Origin of the sequence: Vibrio sp. Vb0598 (assembly GCF_033338935.1) — a bacterium.
GTDB lineage: Bacteria > Pseudomonadota > Gammaproteobacteria > Enterobacterales > Vibrionaceae > Vibrio > Vibrio alginolyticus.
The window spans coordinates 43,125-61,953 of record NZ_JAWOTP010000022.1; the positions used below are offsets into that span (position 1 = coordinate 43,125).

Consider the following 18,829-nt stretch of genomic DNA (forward strand, 5'->3'; position numbering starts at 1 on the left):
GCGTTGTTCGTGGACTAAACGTGTAAAAGCCTTGCTGTAATGCAAGGCTTTGTTTTTACTTAAATACTAATAGATAACAAATACAGCCATCAATCTAGCAACGTTTTGCTCGGTTGGTTTTCACAAGTCAGCTTCCTTGCAAGCAGCATAAATAACAACATTAATAATGGATAATGTAACGTCGACAAGACTAATGACCACAAACCGCTAAACGATACGATATTAGCCGAGTACAAATAGAGTTGATCAACAAGCAACAATGCCAGCGTCACAAAGATCATCTGCCGAGTATCTAAATGTGCTTTCGACTCTCTAAATGTCATGACCAACGCTGATGCTGTGATTAAAATTGCTAGCCAGCGACCAAACACAGGTAATGGCCAGATGACGGAGATGACCGCTGTTGCCGCAGTCATAATGAACCAGACGCCTTTTGAGCTTAGAACTTGATCAACGTTCACATCTTGATTTGTTTCCAATCGAAGAACATGCCAAGCCACCAAGCTGCCTAACAGCGCGCCAAATAACATATCTAGAATAAAGGCACTGCCGAGGAAAAACTTACCTAACACCACTGTAAGAGTGATGAACACGAAGACTGCCGTTGTTCCATTCAAACCGAAATACTGGGTTCTATGAAACAAGGACGTCAGAACACAAAACCACACAGCGATAGGCAAGCTAGGAAAACTAAAGCCAAAGCTGTGCGTTAACCCCATCATTGGTATATAGACATGTGGGCGCGGTAACGAAAAGCCTTGTTGAGCGACAAGCACCATAAGCGACGTTGCACTAATTGCAAAAAAGAGTCGGTACACAAACCGGCTACCAAAGCGCATCATGGCAAAAGGAAATAGAAAGAGTAGTACCGTCGGTTCTGTCAGATCTATAACGAGTTTCGAGATCTGACTAGCTACCTCGTAACTCGTTTCTGACAACGCCCCTACCCAACTCTGTAAATCTATCAGCCACGCCAATTCAACCTGACGAAATGAAGGCGCGGATTCGATCAACTGAGTCACATAAGATACTGATTGCTTGGTAGCTTGATCAAAAAACTGAGTGGCTTGTGGCCATTGCTCAGGATAACGATATAAAGATGATGGTAATTCAGATGGGCTAAGCAACATCGCTGACGCAACTTCTACTCCATAATGAGGGGCAAACCAAATAGGCAGTTCATTTCCACCTAAAGAATTATTCATAGAAAAAGCGATAATGTCAGAGTCTGATATACAGTCGTAAAAAACCGCAGTGTCCGTTCTGCCAAGCTCCTCTCCAACCGTAACCACTATACCGGTTTCTTCCCACGTTTCTCGTTGAGCAGCAACTTGTGGAGACTCACCATCAATAATGGTTCCGCCAGGTAGAGAAATCTTATCCGTTAATACTTCATGAACTAGCACTAACTTGTCATCAGCGCGAACAATACAGAGCGCTCCTTTAACTTCGCTCGCAGTGGCTTTAGCCGTAGAAATCGGTGAAACAGGTAACAAAATAAAACAAAGGATGAGTAATAACAGCTGTCTCAACACAAAATATGACCTTAAATAAACATAATGATAACCAATGAATCATGGCAGTTAATCTTATCTTTTTCGACAAAAATTAAGTAACGAGTTATGCCAAACTGAGTTGATCGCGTAAAACCTGATCTCAACGCTCACTGGAGAATAATTTAATGCAAACCTGACAAAAATCAGACAAAACATAAAATGTTGATCGCAATTCTGCCAGTTATATAAAGATAACGTCAGGACAAAGTCATACACATTTTGTGGGTTCTCATAGTTGACACAATAAAAAAGGGCTTATTATTCGCAAACAATAAACCCCAGTTATGGTAACTATGTACTGATCGTTGAAACCAAGAATGAATCTTATCTCATGGTCAACGAATCAAATTCACTGGCCCGATCGTTAGTTAGACGTGCAATTCGCATCGCCGACTTTTTGCCAAACACCCCAAGGCCCTGAGTCTGCTGGATTATCACCTTGAGTCCACCACTGCGCTTGCCAAACTTTACCATTCCAAGTAACCGTATCTCCTTTGAGATACACTAAGCTGGCTTGCCATACAGTTTTACAGCTATCTGTGGGAGGCGTTGTCACCGTTTTCGCTTGAGCGGATACTAACGCTTGGTATTGTGTGCTGGTCTTATCAACGTTGAAGTTCAAAGCCACTCTTGCTTCTCCGCTCTGAGTAGCACCAAATTCAACATCAACACGACAACTTGCATTCATTGCTAACGTCGCCTGAGAGCACTGATCATTGGCAATAACCGCTGCATCAGTAACACCCGAAGCAAACGCGCGAACATTTTCCACAGTGAACGTGGTGTTCCCTGAATTCTGGATAACAAAGCTATGTTGCTGTAACTCCCCAACATTAAATGATGCCAGTGTCTGTTCGGTGGTGTATCCAACAGAAACATTTTCTTTTGGTGGTGTTGCTGTTCCGATAACACCATCGACAAAATTGCGCATAGCAGCGATATCGCTATAAACCCCATACATACCAGGACGAGCACAACCTATTCCCCAACTGACCACACCAAGTTGAGTAATTACACCACTGCGATTAATAACGATTGGACCACCACTATCTCCCTGACAAGAATCTATCCCACCTTGAGGAATACCCGCACAGAATGACACTTCTCCAACCGTTGTGTAGTTGCCACCGGCTTGACGGCAAGTCATATCCGACACAAGTGGGACGTCAACCTCCTGCAATCGAGACGGAGAGCTTCCTCCTTCAGAAGTTCGCCCTAAGCCAGCAACACTAAGCCAATCTCCGATGCTCGCGTATTGCGTTAGACTACCATTCGCAATCTCAACTGAAGAAACACCTTGAGGCACAGAGTCGAGCTTCAATACCGCGAGGTCATGAGAAAGCGTCGCGCGGCGATATGCCGGGTGCATATGGATCTCACTGACGTTTGCACGAACACCGTCACTACCGTTATAAACAACGCCACCGATTTTAACCGCAATCTGACTCGGAGAATCACCCTCAACACAATGTGCAGCAGTCAGGACGTAACCATTCCCGATATAACTGGCCCCACAATACGATCGGTTACCATAACGACTAACAATTTGGGTGTAGAATTTCCAGTCACGTGGGTCGGCAGTTACTCCGCCTACGATCTGGGGTTGGATAGTGTGATTTTGCGTCTGAGACAAATCATCAGCACTTGCGAACATTGGCAAAACGGCTAAAGCAAGTAACGATTTTGTTAGTTTCAAAATATTGTCCTCTTGTTTTTGTAAGCACGATCCTCGTGCTACTAATAAACAAGCAGACAAAAACGCCGATACCAATGTGGGTGCATATCAATTTGTTAACATTGCGAGCAACTTATAGAGAAAAGTCTATTGACGAACTGAATGATTTCAATTCGATAGAACCTAAATCACAATATTAAAGTTAAATACGATTATTCGTTCAGCGGTTTTCTTAAATAGTGGATATGATGTGCAAATCCTTGTTTTTCATACAAAGATATTGCGCCCTGGTTAAAATGCCATACTTCAACAAACATCTGTTTTGCACCGTAATCAGAGAACGTTGACTCAATTTTATTAATCAATGCCTGCGCCGTACCTTGTTTTCGATATTCAGGCAGCACATAGAGCTCATCCACACTTCCCATCATAACTGGCTGGCTGACGGTAGAAATAAGTTCACAGAAGTGACCAGAGATAAAGCCAATAATTTCATCTCCTTGTTTTGCTACGTAAACAAGGCACTCAGGGTCGTCAATATATCGAGCAATGCTTTTTTCTTGTTCTATCTCCTCTGCCGTTTTGAAAAGCTCAGGAGATTGAAGATGATGCTCATCATGAAGCTCGAACATAAGATCGTTGAGCAACTCTAGGTCGCTAAAACACGCAGGTTTAATCGCAAACGTGGTCATACAAAGGGTCACTAAAAACGGAATGGCTGTAGTTTGTGAGGAAAACGTCGTATTGGCAAGTCACAAATGCTTTCACGATACGTTTGTACTGTTTGAACAACAAAAAGGCCCCTGCACTTAATAAACGTACAGAGGCAGAACCAACCAACAGAGTTCGAGGATCAGGGGTTAGTTAGAATTGAGTTTTTCTCAGCGTCGTAGCACTCGCTCAATTTCGTTCAAGCTACTTGGGTCATCAATCGTTGACGGAACGGTGTATTTTTCACCATCAGCTATTTGACGTATAGTTCGACGCAAAATTTTACCTGAACGTGTTTTCGGTAAACGGTCTACAACCAACGCATGCTTGAAGCAAGCAACTGCACCTATCTCACTACGCACTTTGCCAACAAGCTCACCTTCAAGGTCTAGCTCATCCACTTTGACGCCGTCTTTCAGTACAACAAAACCAAGTGGAAGCTGACCTTTTAGATCATCGTGGATACCAACCACCGCACATTCTGCAATCGCTGGGTGGCCTCCTACTATTTCTTCCATTTCACCTGTCGACAATCGATGTCCCGCGACATTAATCACGTCATCAATACGTCCCATAATAAACAGGTAACCGTCTTCATCCAGATAGCCACCATCACCTGACACGTAGTAGCCTGGGAACTGGCTAAGATAACCAGTTTCAAAACGGTCATGATTACGCCAAACCGTTGGCAGACAACTTGGTGGTAGCGGACGTTTTAATGCGACAAAGCCTTGTTGGTTAGGCCCGACAGCCTCTCCAAGTTCATTCAGAATTTCGACCTGATAACCCGGAATGGGCTTCGTCGAAGAACCAGCTTTAACTGGCATCATTTCGACACCTGTCGGGTTGCCAGCGATGGCCCAGCCCGTCTCGGTTTGCCACCAGTGGTCAATAACGGGCTTGTCCGCTTTGCTCTGAACCCACTCCAGTGTCGGAGGGTCAAGGCGTTCTCCCGCCATAAAGATGGTTTTCAGATTCGACAAGTCGTACTGTTTTAAGTGCTCGCCTTCCGGGTCCTCTTTCTTAATCGCACGAAACGCCGTTGGTGCAGAGAACAACGCATCTACTTTATATTCATCACACACTCGCCAAAATGCGCCAGGATCCGGTGTTCGAACAGGCTTGCCTTCGAATAGGATAGTAGTGCAACCGTGAATCAGTGGAGCGTAAACAATGTAAGAGTGCCCTACTACCCAGCCCACATCAGATGCCGCCCAAAAGACGCCATCTTGAGGAATGTTATAGATTGCGCTCATGGAGTACTTCATCGCGACAGCATGGCCACCGTTATCACGCACAACGCCTTTCGGCTTACCTGTCGTACCCGATGTATAAAGTATGTAGAGCGGATCGGTTGCTAACACCGGAACACAACCATGTGGCAGCGCTTGGTTGTACTCTCGCTGCCAATCTAAGTCTCTATCTTGGTTTAGCTCAGCGTCGCACTCTGGACGTTGGAAAACAAACACTTTCTCAGGCTTCCAACGGCTGTCCATAATGGCTTTGTCTACCATTGGTTTGTATGGAATGACTTTGTTGATCTCAATCCCGCACGACGCCGTCATGATCACTTTCGGCTCTGCATCTTCAATTCGTACAGCAAGCTCATTAGGAGCAAAACCGCCGAATACTACGGAATGAATCGCCCCCAAACGCGCGCAGGCAAGCATCGCCATTGCGGCTTCTGGGATCATCGGCATGTAAATAACGACTCGGTCTCCTTTTTCAACACCTTGAGCAGACAGCATGCCAGCAATTTTTGCTACTTGGTCACGTAGGTCGCTATAGGTGTACGTGGCTTTACGACCTGTCACTGGCGAGTCATAAATGAGTGCAGTATTATCACCGCGTCCTTGCTCGCAATGGTAATCTAATGCTAACCAGCACGTATTCATTACACCATCTGGAAACCAACGTTCTATGCCGTTTTCATCAGATTTCAAGATAGTTTTAGGAGATTCGAACCAATCGATATTCTCCGCTTGAGCGCGCCAAAAACTCTCCGGTTCATTCTTCGCCCATAAGTATTCTTTTTCGTATGAAGACATATTGCTTCCTCCAGTATGTCCTGACATTGCTCTCGTTCTACTCAAAGATCGCTCTTTTAATCCAAAGATCGTCTCTTTTAATCGAAGACATAGAAGGGTACACGCACAAATCCCTCCATCAGTATTCTCGCACTTCGGCTCATAATGGCTTTTTGCACCACCCAGCCCTGCTCAGTTTGCTTCGCTTGTGCCCCAACTTTTAACGTTCCTGACGGGTGGCCAAAAGTCACGGACTCTTTTTCACCGCCACCAGCGGCTAAATTCACTAACGTTCCGGGCACACACGCAGCAGAAGCAATAGCAACGGCTGCTGTTCCCATCATTGCATGATGTAGCTTGCCCATCGACAGCGCGCGAACGAGCACATCAATATCCGACTCATTAACTGCTTTACCACTTGAAGACAGGTAACTTTTCGGTTTAGAAACAAACGCTATTTTCGGCGTATGTTGGCGTGTTTGAGCTTCTTCTAAATCAGAAATCAGGCCCATTTTTAACGCGCCATATGCACGGATGGATTCGAACATTGCTAATGCTGTGTCATCGTTGTTGATATCGTCTTGCAGCTCGGTGCCCTGATATCCAATCGATTCAGCATCAATAAAAATGGTTGGTATGCCCGCGTTAATAAAGGTCGCGTTGAACGTACCCACATCCGGCACCACTAAATCATCAACTAAGTTACCCGTAGGGAACATACTTCCTTCGCCATCAGAAGGGTCAACGAAATCGACTTGAATCTCGGCGGCCGGAAACGTCACGCCATCGAGCTCAAATTCGCCGGTTTCTTGAACGAAACCATTGACGATTGGCACGTGAATCAAGATGGTTTTGCTGATGTTCACCTGCCAAACACGCACCGTCACAATGCCATTTTCTGGAATGCGATCTTGTGGGATCAGACCAGCATGAATGGCGAAAGGACCGACAGCGGCAGACAAGTTGCCGCAGTTACCGCTCCAATCGACGAATGGTTTGTCGATCGACACTTGACCAAATAAGTAGTCAACATCGTGATCGGCTCTGCTGCTGCGCGAAACAATCACTGTTTTACTGGTGCTTGACGTCGCGCCCCCCATGCCATCAATTTGCTTCGCGTAAGGATCAGGGCTGCCAATAACGCGTAGCAACAGTTTGTCACGTGCGGCTCCAGCCACTTGCGCTTCTTGAGGCAAATCCTCTAGGTTGAAAAAGACACCTTTACTCGTGCCGCCACGCATGTACGTCGCGGGCACTTTTATTTGGCTTGTTTGATTCGGAGTATTATTTGACATACGCACTCCTTATTGTGCCAAGAAATCTTGCGCGAAACGCTGCAGAACACCGCCTGCGTTGTACACGTGAACTTCGTCAGCGGTATCTAAGCGACAAGTAACCGGAACATCGACTTTATCGCCGTTGCTGCGTGTGATAACCAGCGCTAAATCAGCGCCCGGCTTGATTTCTCCAACCACGTCGTAAAGTTCCGTACCATCCAGCTCTAGCGTATTGCGGTTAACGCCCGACTTAAATTGCAGTGGTAGTACGCCCATGCCAACCAAGTTAGTACGGTGAATACGCTCAAAGCCTTCAGCAACAATGGCTTCTACGCCTGCCAGTCGAACGCCTTTTGCTGCCCAGTCACGGGATGACCCCTGACCGTAATCCGCGCCAGCCACCACGATCAATGGTTGTTTACGATTCATGTAGGTTTCAATCGCTTCCCACATACGAACCACCTGCCCTTCTGGCTCTACACGCGCCAGAGATCCCTGCACGACTTCGCCGTTTTCCTTCACCATTTCATTGAACAACTTTGGGTTAGCGAAGGTCGCGCGTTGCGCCGTTAAGTGGTCACCACGGTGAGTCGCGTAAGAGTTGAAATCTTCTTCTGGCACACCCATTTTCGCTAAGTATTCACCTGCTGCGCTGCTTGCGAGAATCGCGTTGGATGGTGATAAGTGATCAGTGGTGATGTTGTCGCCCAGAATCGCCAATGGACGCATGCCAGACAATGTTCTTTCTCCCGCTAGCGCACCTTCCCAGTACGGTGGTCGGCGGATATAGGTACTCATCGGACGCCAGTCGTACAGCGGGTTGGGATTTTGCTCTTGATCATTCAGCTTAAACATCTGAATGTAAACTTGCTTAAACTGCTCAGGTTTAACATGAGTACCGACAACTGCATCGATCTCTTCATCGCTTGGCCACAAATCATTTAAGTAAATTGGTTTGCCATGTTGGTCAGTGCCCAGTGCATCGCGCTCGATATCAAAACGAATCGTACCGGCCAGCGCATAAGCGACAACCAATGGTGGTGAAGCCAAAAAAGCTTGTTTGGCGTACGGATGGATTCGACCATCAAAGTTACGGTTACCAGAAAGCACCGCTGTCGCATATAAATCACGGTCGATGATCTCTTGTTGGATTTTTGGATCCAGCGCACCACTCATACCGTTACAAGTTGTACATGCGTAACCAACAATGCCAAAGCCAAGCTTCTCTAGCTCTGGTAATAAGCCCGCTTCTTCCAGATACAAGCGTGCAACTTTAGAACCCGGAGCAAAAGACGATTTCACCCAAGGTTTACGTACAAGACCAAGTTCGTTGGCTTTCTTCGCCACAAGACCAGCAGCAACCACGTTTCTTGGGTTACTAGTATTCGTACATGAGGTAATAGCAGCGATGATCACTGCACCATCTGGCAACTCGCCTTCTTTCTCTTCCCACGCTCCAGAAATGCCGCGCTGTGCCAACTCAGAAGTTGGTAAACGACGATGAGGGTTTGACGGACCAGCCAAGTTACGGCTAACTGATGATAAATCGAACTCAAGTACGCGCTCGTAAACGGCGCTATCAAGATCGTCTGCCCAAAGACCGGTTTGTTTTGCGTAATTTTCTACTAAAGCAACTTGTTCTTCATCTCGACCAGTTAGTTTCAAGTAATTGATGGTCTGCTCATCAATATAAAACATGCCAGCTGTTGCGCCGTATTCTGGTGTCATGTTTGAAATCGTTGCGCGGTCTCCGATCGTTAGATCACGTGCGCCTTCTCCGAAGAATTCAAGATATGAAGATACCACACGCTCATTACGCAGAAACTCAGTAATCGCAAGGACAATATCCGTTGCGGTAATGCCCGGTTGACGTTTACCCGTCAGTTTGACACCGACAATATCTGGTAGACGCATCATTGATGGTCGGCCAAGCATGACGGTTTCTGCTTCCAGACCACCGACACCTATCGCAATAACACCAAGAGCGTCTACGTGAGGCGTGTGACTGTCCGTACCCACACAGGTGTCTGGGTAGGCAATGCCCTGCTTTGCTTGTACCACAGGAGACATTTTTTCCAAGTTGATTTGGTGCATGATGCCATTCCCAGCTGGAATCACGCTGACGTTTTCAAACGCTGTTTTACACCACTCAATAAAGTGGAATCGGTCTTCATTACGGCGCTCTTCAATCGCGCGGTTTTTGTCGAAGGCATCAGGGTCAAAGCCCGCATGTTCAACCGCTAAAGAGTGGTCAACGATCAATTGTGTCTCAACCACTGGGTTCACTTTTGCAGGATCACCGCCCTGATCTGAAATGGCATCGCGCAGACCCGCTAAATCGACTAGAGCGGTCTGACCAAGAATGTCATGACAAACAACGCGTGCTGGATACCAAGGAAAATCAAGATCGCGTTTGCGTTCAATTAACTGTTTCAGGCTATCTGTCAATGTGTTCGGGTCACAGCGGCGGACCAGTTGCTCAGCTAGCACGCGAGAGGTATAAGGGAGTGTTTCATAGGCTCCAGGAGAAATGGCATTGACGGCTTCGCGTGCATCAAAATAATCCAGTTGAGTTCCCGGAAGCGGCTTACGATATTGAGTATTAATATTTGTGTTCATGGTTTGCTTCCATTCAGTCTTTACATCTTGCCTTCATCAAGGTTTTCCATTGCTCCAGAAACACAGTGATGAGAGGATCTCCTTCCTCTGTTAGAGAGAATGACAAAGGAAGGAGATGGTCAACCAAAGCATATAATGCCCTCGTTGACCTTCGCGCTAGCGATTCTCGATAGGCACCCATTCTTGATGATCTGGGCCCGTATAATCGGCACTTGGGCGAATAATACGGTTATTGGCACGCTGTTCATAAACGTGTGCAGCCCAGCCCGTTAAACGACTCATCACAAAGATTGGGGTAAATAGTTTGGTTGGAATGTCCATGAAGTGGTAAGCCGATGCATGGAAGAAGTCCGCATTACAGAACAGACCTTTCTCTCGCTTCATCACTGATTCAACACGCTCAGAAACCGCATATAGATGAGTATCACCAACTTGTTTCGATAGCTCTTTGGACCATCGTTTTATTAAGGCGTTGCGAGGGTCACTTTCACGATAAATCGCGTGACCGAAGCCCATGATCTTGTCTTTATTGGCTAGCATTTTCATGATGTTCGCTTCCGCCTCGTCGGGCGTTTGCCAATCTTCAATCATTTCCATCGCCGCTTCGTTCGCACCACCGTGAAGTGGCCCACGAAGCGTACCGATTGCTGCCGTGATACAAGAATGGATGTCTGACAACGTTGATGCACAAACGCGTGCTGCGAATGTAGAAGCATTAAACTCATGTTCAGCATAAAGAATGAGCGAGCAATGCATCACTTGTTTGTGCAGCGCAGATGGCGCTTTGTCTGTAAGTAATCGTAAGAAGTAACCACCGATGCAATCTTCAGTCTGATCCTCGGTGTTGATACGCACGCCATCATGACTAAAGCGGTACCAGTAACAGATGATGGCAGGGAACAAGGCTAGCATACGTTCGGTTGCTTTCAGTTGCTCCTCGAAGCTCATTTCTTGCTCTAGGTTACCCAATACAGAACAACCCGTGCGCATTACGTCCATTGGGTGTGCGCTTGCAGGAATTAACTCTAAAGCTTGTTTTAGCTCGGCTGGCAAACCTCTAAGGCTGAGTAGGTGTGTCTTGTATGCATCGAGTTCTTGTTGATTCGGCAAGTGACCGCGTAACAGAAGGTGAGCCACTTCTTCAAACTGTGCGTTGTTCGCAAGATCAGTAATATCGTATCCACGATAAGTTAAACCAGTTCCCGTTTTTCCGACAGTACATAAAGCTGTGCTTCCTGCGCTTTGACCACGAAGGCCTGCGCCACCTAATTCTGCTTTCTTTTCTGCAGTTTGAGACATTGTTTGAACTCCTTTTCTGTCTGACTTTTCCCTCTCTGGGGTGTTTTTAGCCAAACGAATTTCACGTTATTAGATGAGATAAATTCCGATTATCTTTTTCTTGGGCTTCCGTTTATTTTTGCTTTTCCCCCGCTATTTCCCTTCAGAGAATAACTGGTCAAGTTTGTCTTCGTAGTCGTGGTAATTCAGGTGCTGATACAACTCTTTACGTGTTTGCATCGAATCAACCAGTGCTTCCTGATTACCCACTTCTAGCAAATGTTTGTAGACCGTTTCAGCAGCTTTGTTCATGGCACGGAACGCACTTAATGGATAAAGCACCATGTCCACTTTTGCTTTCGCTAGCTCATCGCAGCCATACAGCGGTGTCGCGCCAAATTCTGTAATATTCGCCAGAATAGGAACGTGCTTTCCGGTCGCTTGCTCAAGCGCATTTGAAAACTGAAGGTACTGGTCCAGCTTGTTCATCGCTTCGGGGAAGATCATGTCTGCGCCAGCTTCCACACACGCAATCGCGCGCTCGATTGCGCTGTCCATGCCTTCAACAGCTAACGCGTCAGTACGAGCCATAATCACGAAACTTTCATCATTGCGTGCATCAACCGCGGCTTTTACACGATCAACCATCTCTTGCTGGCTGACTATTGCTTTGTTCGGACGATGACCACAACGTTTCTGTGCGACTTGGTCTTCCATGTGCACCGCTGCCGCGCCCGCTTTTTCCATCGCTTTGATCGTGCGAGCAATGTTAAATGCACCGCCAAAACCCGTGTCGATATCAACCAAAAGAGGCAAATCACATGCGTTAGTGATGCGGTCAACGTCAACCAAAACGTCGTTTAATGTTGTGATACCGAGATCCGGCAATCCGTATGACGCATTTGCGATACCGCCACCAGACAAGTAGATCGCTTGGTGACCCAAGTTTTTTGCCATCATGGCGCAATACGGGTTTATAGTGCCGACAATTTGTAGTGGATTATTTTGTTCAATGGCGAGTCTGAATTTCGCTCCCGGTGTTAAGCTCATGACGAATTCCTTCTAGTCTTTGTCTAAACTTTCTGTATGTATAATTTGAGATTGGATGAGCTTTCGACTTCCTGATATGTGTCTTCTCATCAACATTTCTGCAAGCTCTTCATCGCGATTGCGAATGGCTTCCAAAATGAATTTGTGTTCGGTGAGCGCCTCATTCGGGCGAGATTGCGCACGTGGCGACTGGTAACGATACATCCGTAATAAGTGATAGAGTTCATCACACAGCAGAGATATTAACTTACTGTTTCTGCTCGCTTGGATGATGCGATAGTGAAAATCAAAGTCACCATGTTGATGGAAGTAAGACGCGCCTTCCATTTGGTCTATATGCTTGGAATGTGTCGACAATAGCATTTCCAAGCTTAAGAGCTCTTCTTGCGTAATGTGTCGCGCAGCTAACCTTGCCGCCATGCCTTCCAATGCTTCTCGAACGGCATAAAGTTCTATCAGCTTTTCCGGAGAAAAAGTGGTCACTCTAGCCCCAACATGAGGAATTCGCTCGATGAGCCCTAGCCCCTCTAAGCGCATCAATGCTTCACGCAAAGGCCCACGACTGACTTGATATTTCTTTGCTAGCTCAGGCTCTGATATCTTATGGCCAGGCTTCACGTCGCCATTAACAATGACTTCAATGAGTGTTTCGGTCAGCGTTTCGGATTTGGTGTGTTCTTTCTCAGAACCCAGCACTTTATAACGAGCTTTCAACTCAGAGTTCATATTCAGATACTCTTGTTACCGACATCGAAATGTCTACAATTTCTTAACCTGAATATAAAGTAGTCGATCAAAGTGTCGACAATCAAGTAAATTGTCGACAATTTAGACTAAGGTCGTAATTTAAATGGGCCTAAAATGCCTATTAAGTGCCGTTTTTAGCAGAAATAAAGAATGGGGAACTCATATTGTCGACAACTTATAAACCTTTAAGCTTATGATCTAAAAACTAAAAGCTCAGCTGTCGAACAATAATCGGATAAAAAACTATTCTTTAGGTACAAATTGATCAAAGACTTGTTGCGAAGTCATCTTTTGTGAAGCGGAATTGAGGTCATAATAAGCTGGCTTTTCATCGGTAAAAATCTCTAAAGTGAGTTTGAAATCTGGGTTATCGAACAAACCAGCGGAAAGAATGTACTCACCTGTCGGCAACAAATGGTAGAAAAGGTTTGTGCCACACTCACCGCAAAACCCCCTCACTCCCCAGTCTGACGACTGATAACGTTTAGGTTCGCCACCTTTAAACGTCACGTTAGGCCCACAATGCACCGCATGAAGTGCGCCACTCGACCATTTTCGACACATCGAGCAATGGCACAGGCTAACCTCATTTTTAACCTCAGCGATGACTTCAATTGCCCCGCACAAACACGTCCCTTTCATTCTCTTTTCCTCGTTCATTTCCGTCATTTTATTATGGCCTACCAAAGCGTAAAGCCGCGTGACCTAACACCAACTTCTCGCCGTGAACTTTATGAACAAAATAACCGAAATGCTCAATATTCTCTTTATATCTCTTTTACAGACAGATATTTAACACTTAATTAACCTTTACACCAAGTTCAGCTTTAACGCTTACAAGGCATGACAACTGAGCAAAAACAATAAGGCTCAACTAAATAGAGTCGCTAACATAAGGAACGTGAACATGTTAAAGGTACTCAAACCAACGCTCGCAGCTTCAATCATCGCAGCTTCATTTTCATTCAACGCTCTTGCTGCAGATATTGAAAAAATGCACTTTCTTATCCCTGGAGGTGCCGGTGGCGGTTGGGACATGACCGCCCGAGGTACTGGTGATGTATTAATAAAATCAGACATCGTCGAAACCGTATCATTTCAAAACCTATCTGGTGGTGGCGGTGGCAAAGCAATCGCACATTTGATTGAAACGGCTGATCGTCAAGAAGATACACTCATGGTGAACTCAACACCGATCGTCGTTCGCTCGCTCAGTGGGATCTTCCCACAATCTTTCCGCGACTTGACTCCTGTTGCCGCAACGGTTGCCGATTATGGCGCCATTGTTACATCAGCCGATTCTCCTTATAGCTCTTGGGAAGATGTCGTTAAAGCTTTTAAAGAAAACCCACGTAAGGTGAAGGTTGCTGGTGGCTCTGCTCGTGGTTCTATGGATCATTTGGTTATAGCAGCAGCTTTCAAAGGTGAAGGTTTTGATGCGCGAAAAGTTCGTTACATTGCCTATGATGCAGGTGGAAAAGCCATGGCAGCCCTACTTTCAGGCGAAACACAACTGCTCTCTACAGGGCTAGGTGAAGTACTCGAAATGTCTAAGTCTGGGCAAGTGAAAGTGTTAGCGATTACAGCACCAAAACGTTTAGAAGCTGCGCCTAACATTCCAACTCTCACCGAATATGGTAATGAAACTGTCTTTGCTAACTGGCGTGGATTCTTTGCAGCACCAGGCACAAGCCAAGAAAAGCTAGATGAATGGAATGCCGCATTTACTAAAATGTATAACACCGACGAATGGCAAGTCGTTCGAGACCGCAATGGTTGGATCGACAACTATAAAGCGGATAAAGCATTCTTCGCGTTTCTTGAAGATCAAGAGCAACAGATGGGTGACTTAATGCGCGAGTTAGGCTTCCTGAAGTAACAATCGAATTGGGGTCCCTCAGATACCAACCTCAATGAATAACGTAGGTTGGTATTTCCCCATTGTATTTGCACTCTAAGTTTCACCGCATATGGACATTGTCGACAATCGACATGCACACTCCTTTGTTTATATACCCAAAGCGGCTCGACTAGCAGCGAAATGCTTAATTGTTAATGGTTTAGTTTATTCATTGACGTCCATATGCGGTCTTTTTTACTTTTGTTAGGAGTTGAATATGCCTCGTTCAACCAACTTTTTCACCAAAGAGTATTTGCTCTGTCGTGACCGCGTCGGCGCAATGATCTTTCTACTTTTCTGTCTTTGCTACGGTTATCAAACCTCACAAATTCCATTGTTTCCAGGTGATGAGTATGAACCATTCACCGCACGTACTCTGCCAACCATCCTGACTTACGTTGGTGTCGGCCTTTCTTTGCTATTGCTGGTGACAGGACAACCAGATAAACAAAGTGGCGCAGTGCTGACCTTCAATTGGAAGTTACTGATTGCCTTTTTAATTTTAATGGCGCTCTACGGCGTGGGCCTGACTTACTTAGGTTTTGTGATAGCTACTGGCTTCTTTTTATTGGCTGGCTTTTATCTGCTCGGGGAAAGACGTAAACCCGTTCTGTTTGGCGCGTCGTTTCCATTCGTGATCGCGTTCTACTTATTACTCACTCAAGGTTTGGACATCTATCTCGAACCGGGTTTGATTTTCACCATCTGGTAGTCAAAGAAAGGACTGAATTATGTTAGATGGAATTCTACAAGGTTTATCCACCGCAGTAATGCCAATGAACATTATGATGGTGATCGTTGGTTGCTTCGTCGGTACATTTATCGGCATGTTACCTGGACTTGGGCCGATCTCAGCCATTGCTTTGATGATCCCAATTACTTATGGCCTAGAGCCCTCCTCTGGCCTTATTTTAATGGCGGGTGTTTATTACGGTGCGGTATTTGGTGGTTCTACATCGTCGATTTTAATTAACGCGCCGGGTTGTTCTTCAACCGTGGTCACAGCATTCGACGGCTACCCAATGGCTCAAAAAGGCCAGGCAGGTAAAGCATTAGCTTTGGCAGCTTATTCGTCTTTCACTGGCGGTACGCTATCTGCCATTATGTTGCTTGTTGCCGCACCAGCATTGGCTAGCGTCTCCCTTAGCTTCCAATCGTCGGACTATTTTGCGTTGATGCTACTTGGGTTATCAGCAGTCGCGGCTTTTGCGGGGAAAGGTCAGGTAATCAAAGCGTGGATGATGACCATTCTTGGTTTGATGCTATCTACAGTTGGAATCGATAAAGGCGTAGGCGTTGAACGCTTTACCTTCGGTTTAACGGATTTAATGGATGGCTTTAGCTTCTTGTTGCTTGCAATGGCGACATTCGCACTGGGTGAGACACTGATGGGCATCCTTAAACCATCAAAAGACACCAGCGATGAAGAACAAGAAAAGCTGAGCAACATTGGCTCAATGAAAGTGACCAAGGAAGAAATCAAAGATGCTGCGCCTGTTTCAATTCGCTCTTCAATATTAGGTTTCTTCACTGGCGTTCTTCCTGGCGCAGGGGCAACCATTGCTGCTTTTTTAAGCTATGGTATGGAGCGCAACCTCGCACCTAAAGAGAAAAAGGATGAGTTCGGTAAAGGCAGTATCCGTGGTTTGGTTGCGCCAGAGTCTGCGAACAATGCAGCATCTAGTGGTTCATTTGTACCGCTATTAACGCTTGGTATTCCGGGCTCTGGTACAACAGCAATAATGCTCGGTGCGCTGATCGCTTATGGTATTCAACCTGGCCCTCGCCTATTTGTTGAACACCCAGATGTGTTCTGGTCAGTGATCATTTCCATGTACTTCGGCAACATCGTACTTGTGATCCTGAACTTACCATTGATTCCGTACATTTCAAAGCTTTTGGCGGTTCCAAGAACGGTGCTTCTACCGATGATTTTATTCTTCTCAATCACCGGGGTTTATTTGGTCTCTTTTAACACTATGGATGTGTTCGTGATGCTGATTGTGGCTATGGCTGCCATTGCACTTCGGCTCGCTAACTTCCCGCTCGCACCTTTATTGCTGGGCTTCATCCTTGGAGGATTAATGGAAGAGAACTTACGCCGCGCATTAATGATTTCAGATGGAGAACTGAGTTTCCTATGGGAGCGTCCTATTACCCTTACCTTTACTGTTTTAGCTGTATTGGTATTGGCAAGTCCACTAATCGTAAAGCTGATTCAAAAGTTTAAAGCACAGCCAGTCAGCGTTGAGCAGTAATCGCTGTCTCTTTCAACCTAGATAAAGCCATCCATCGTGATGGCTTTATCTTCCGCCCTCCAAATCGTTCGCTTATTGTGCAGATGGTATTGACAAATCACTGTCGTTATATGAAGGTGATTGTATGAATACAAACTTAGCGCAACTTAACCAACGAATTATCATCATTCCATAGGAATGGTGGGATTTTTTGATGCGCTCAGTATTTATCGAACCCACCCATAGCGGTGGGTTTTCTGTCTCTACCGTATGGGAAAAGCTCTCTTGGAGGCGGTCACAATGCAAAAAATAGCAGTTTTTGGTAAACCCGGCAGTGGAAAATCGACGGTAAGTAAAGCAATCGCGTCTGCTACCGGTCTTCCTCTTCATCAATTAGATTCAATAGTCTATAAACCAAACGGTGATCCCGTCGAGCGTAACGTTTTTGATGAAGCCCATAGCAATATACTAAGCTCAGATCGTTGGATTATAGATGGCCTTGGACCGATCAGCTCTTTCAACGCTCGTTTAGATGCAGCCGATACTCTCATTTATATTGATCTACCATACTCCGTAAGCTATTGGTTTGTCACGAAACGTCTCCTTAAAGGACTATTCATAAAACCTGAAGGTTGGCCTGATGGTAGTTCGGTACTGAAAGGAACGTTACAAAGCTACAAAGTTCTTCAGCAATGCCCCGCATTCTGGAATGATGACTTTATGTATAGCCTCGAAGGGTACTCTCAAAGTAAAGCCGTTCATGTCATCAAAAACGTTACAGAACTGAACAATTTTGTTTTAGAGCGGGTAAAGTAAACCTCATATCAGAACATTAGAGCATGTAGGTTAGATCATCTGAAGCTCTAACAATGAAAAAGAACATAACAAGGATTGTTTATGCTTTTAGAACTCTCACTTTTATTCATTGCTGGCGTAATTGGTGGGATCATTAACTCCATAGCGGGAGGCGGAAGCTTTATTACTTTTCCGGCTCTATTGGCAGTTGGTGTTCCTCCTATTATGGCTAACGCAACAAACACATATGCTTCATGTGCGGGTTACATTAGTGGAGCCGTCGGGTTCAGAGAAGAGATCATGAAGAACAAGCATGAACTGCTGTTCACAGTCTCATTCAGTTTAGTCGGCGGCGCTGTCGGAGCATATCTGTTGCTCAACACGCCAGAATCGCTATTTATGGAAGCCATCCCTTGGTTACTCTTATTTGCCACCGTGCTTTTTCTCACCGGTTCTCGTTTAACAATGCTAATCAAAACTGTCGCGAAAGAGCACAAACATGCTGGCATACTCGGAGCAATCGCGTTGGGTTTACTACTTGTTGGTGTCTCTGCTTACGGTGGTTTTTTCAACGCAGGTTTAGGGGTTATTGTTCTGAGCTATCTGGTAGTAGCTGGCCACCAAGACATTAATTTAATGAACGGTTTGAAATTGCTCGTATCTACGTGTGTTTCACTCATTGCTATCGTGATTTTTGTTGCCAATGGCTCCATTGACTGGCACACAGGTAGTGTTGTTTTGGTCGGTACGTTGGTAGGTGGGTATCTTGCAGCTCGTGTATCTCGTCAACTGAATCCCAATCATGTTAAAGGGTTTGTTGCTCTTTCTTCTATTCTCATCACTATTTACTTTTTCATTGATGTTTATGTTTAAGCAAAACTTGTACAAGTGGATAGCACTCCTACAAAAACGCCAGCGCGAAAGATTAATGCAGATGGCTTAACGATTTTTTGTGTC

Annotated in this window: 15 protein-coding genes; 5 read left to right on the forward strand and 10 right to left on the reverse strand. The window is 45.6% G+C overall.

Annotated features, from left to right (window positions below; translation table 11 throughout):
* Nucleotides 1-89 precede the first annotated feature (89 nt).
* The 10 genes from R7Q38_RS18965 to R7Q38_RS19010 all read right to left on the reverse strand — a co-directional run bounded on the left by R7Q38_RS18965 (nt 90) and on the right by R7Q38_RS19010 (nt 13,582).
* Nucleotides 90-1,535 (reverse strand): bifunctional NUDIX hydrolase/phosphatase PAP2 family protein, encoded by a 1,446-nt coding sequence (locus R7Q38_RS18965; protein WP_213896130.1) that lies wholly within the window; start codon nt 1,533-1,535, stop codon nt 90-92.
* A 385-nt stretch (nt 1,536-1,920) separates the two neighbouring features.
* A complete protein-coding gene (locus R7Q38_RS18970; RefSeq protein WP_042523747.1) occupies nt 1,921-3,252 on the reverse strand; it encodes a trypsin-like serine protease in 1,332 nt (443 codons plus the stop codon).
* Between the two features lie 191 nt (nt 3,253-3,443).
* Entirely contained in the window at nt 3,444-3,923 is a 480-nt protein-coding gene (locus R7Q38_RS18975) for a GNAT family N-acetyltransferase (RefSeq protein WP_005377290.1), read from the reverse strand.
* A gap of 189 nt (nt 3,924-4,112) precedes the next feature.
* Complete coding sequence (locus tag R7Q38_RS18980) at nt 4,113-5,990, reverse strand: propionyl-CoA synthetase (RefSeq protein ID WP_085569999.1); 1,878 nt, start codon at nt 5,988-5,990, stop codon at nt 4,113-4,115.
* A 77-nt stretch (nt 5,991-6,067) separates the two neighbouring features.
* On the reverse strand, nt 6,068-7,264 hold the full coding sequence (gene prpF, locus R7Q38_RS18985; protein WP_005377286.1) for a 2-methylaconitate cis-trans isomerase PrpF: 1,197 nt from the start codon (nt 7,262-7,264) through the stop codon (nt 6,068-6,070).
* Nucleotides 7,265-7,273: 9 nt separating this feature from the next.
* The gene (acnD, locus tag R7Q38_RS18990; protein ID WP_054579505.1) at nt 7,274-9,865 is read right to left on the reverse strand and encodes a Fe/S-dependent 2-methylisocitrate dehydratase AcnD; all 2,592 of its coding nucleotides are present in this window, start codon (nt 9,863-9,865) and stop codon (nt 7,274-7,276) included.
* Nucleotides 9,866-10,021: 156 nt separating this feature from the next.
* Entirely contained in the window at nt 10,022-11,164 is a 1,143-nt protein-coding gene (gene prpC / locus R7Q38_RS18995) for a 2-methylcitrate synthase (RefSeq protein ID WP_005377283.1), read from the reverse strand.
* Nucleotides 11,165-11,296: 132 nt separating this feature from the next.
* Complete coding sequence (prpB, locus tag R7Q38_RS19000; protein WP_005388185.1) at nt 11,297-12,193, reverse strand: methylisocitrate lyase; 897 nt, start codon at nt 12,191-12,193, stop codon at nt 11,297-11,299.
* Nucleotides 12,194-12,205: 12 nt separating this feature from the next.
* Complete coding sequence (locus tag R7Q38_RS19005; RefSeq protein ID WP_005377279.1) at nt 12,206-12,919, reverse strand: GntR family transcriptional regulator; 714 nt, start codon at nt 12,917-12,919, stop codon at nt 12,206-12,208.
* 264 nt (nt 12,920-13,183) lie between these two features.
* Nucleotides 13,184-13,582 carry a GFA family protein gene (locus R7Q38_RS19010; RefSeq protein WP_017633774.1) on the reverse strand — a complete coding sequence of 133 codons (399 nt, stop codon included), beginning with the start codon at nt 13,580-13,582 and terminating at the stop codon, nt 13,184-13,186.
* A gap of 265 nt (nt 13,583-13,847) precedes the next feature.
* Here R7Q38_RS19010 and R7Q38_RS19015 point away from each other — a divergent pair, with 265 nt between their 5' ends.
* The 5 genes from R7Q38_RS19015 (at nt 13,848) to R7Q38_RS19035 (ending at nt 18,745) form a co-directional block, all read left to right on the forward strand.
* Entirely contained in the window at nt 13,848-14,819 is a 972-nt protein-coding gene (locus tag R7Q38_RS19015; protein ID WP_005388181.1) for a tripartite tricarboxylate transporter substrate binding protein, read from the forward strand.
* Nucleotides 14,820-15,057: 238 nt separating this feature from the next.
* Complete coding sequence (locus R7Q38_RS19020; RefSeq protein ID WP_005388179.1) at nt 15,058-15,552, forward strand: tripartite tricarboxylate transporter TctB family protein; 495 nt, start codon at nt 15,058-15,060, stop codon at nt 15,550-15,552.
* A 19-nt stretch (nt 15,553-15,571) separates the two neighbouring features.
* A complete protein-coding gene (locus R7Q38_RS19025) occupies nt 15,572-17,098 on the forward strand; it encodes a tripartite tricarboxylate transporter permease (protein WP_239938692.1) in 1,527 nt (508 codons plus the stop codon).
* Nucleotides 17,099-17,377: 279 nt separating this feature from the next.
* A complete protein-coding gene (locus tag R7Q38_RS19030) occupies nt 17,378-17,893 on the forward strand; it encodes an adenylate kinase (protein ID WP_158156518.1) in 516 nt (171 codons plus the stop codon).
* An 81-nt stretch (nt 17,894-17,974) separates the two neighbouring features.
* Nucleotides 17,975-18,745: a sulfite exporter TauE/SafE family protein gene (locus R7Q38_RS19035; RefSeq protein ID WP_047102688.1), complete on the forward strand. Its 771-nt coding sequence runs from the start codon at nt 17,975-17,977 to the stop codon at nt 18,743-18,745.
* Nucleotides 18,746-18,829 lie beyond the last annotated feature (84 nt).

Bases quoted from the DNA above. Each gene is read 5' to 3' on its own strand.
- R7Q38_RS18975 (WP_005377290.1), bottom strand. From the start codon at position 3,923: ATGACCACGTTTGCGATTAAACCTGCGTGTTTTAGCGACCTAGAGTTG.
- R7Q38_RS18980 (WP_085569999.1), bottom strand. From the start codon at position 5,990: ATGTCTTCATACGAAAAAGAATACTTATGGGCGAAGAATGAACCGGAG.
- prpF (WP_005377286.1), bottom strand. From the start codon at position 7,264: ATGTCAAATAATACTCCGAATCAAACAAGCCAAATAAAAGTGCCCGCG.
- acnD (WP_054579505.1), bottom strand. From the start codon at position 9,865: ATGAACACAAATATTAATACTCAATATCGTAAGCCGCTTCCGGGAACT.
- prpC (WP_005377283.1), bottom strand. From the start codon at position 11,164: ATGTCTCAAACTGCAGAAAAGAAAGCAGAATTAGGTGGCGCAGGCCTT.
- prpB (WP_005388185.1), bottom strand. From the start codon at position 12,193: ATGAGCTTAACACCGGGAGCGAAATTCAGACTCGCCATTGAACAAAAT.
- R7Q38_RS19005 (WP_005377279.1), bottom strand. From the start codon at position 12,919: ATGAACTCTGAGTTGAAAGCTCGTTATAAAGTGCTGGGTTCTGAGAAA.
- R7Q38_RS19010 (WP_017633774.1), bottom strand. From the start codon at position 13,582: ATGAAAGGGACGTGTTTGTGCGGGGCAATTGAAGTCATCGCTGAGGTT.
- R7Q38_RS19015 (WP_005388181.1), top strand. From the start codon at position 13,848: ATGTTAAAGGTACTCAAACCAACGCTCGCAGCTTCAATCATCGCAGCT.
- R7Q38_RS19020 (WP_005388179.1), top strand. From the start codon at position 15,058: ATGCCTCGTTCAACCAACTTTTTCACCAAAGAGTATTTGCTCTGTCGT.
- R7Q38_RS19025 (WP_239938692.1), top strand. From the start codon at position 15,572: ATGTTAGATGGAATTCTACAAGGTTTATCCACCGCAGTAATGCCAATG.
- R7Q38_RS19030 (WP_158156518.1), top strand. From the start codon at position 17,378: ATGCAAAAAATAGCAGTTTTTGGTAAACCCGGCAGTGGAAAATCGACG.
- R7Q38_RS19035 (WP_047102688.1), top strand. From the start codon at position 17,975: ATGCTTTTAGAACTCTCACTTTTATTCATTGCTGGCGTAATTGGTGGG.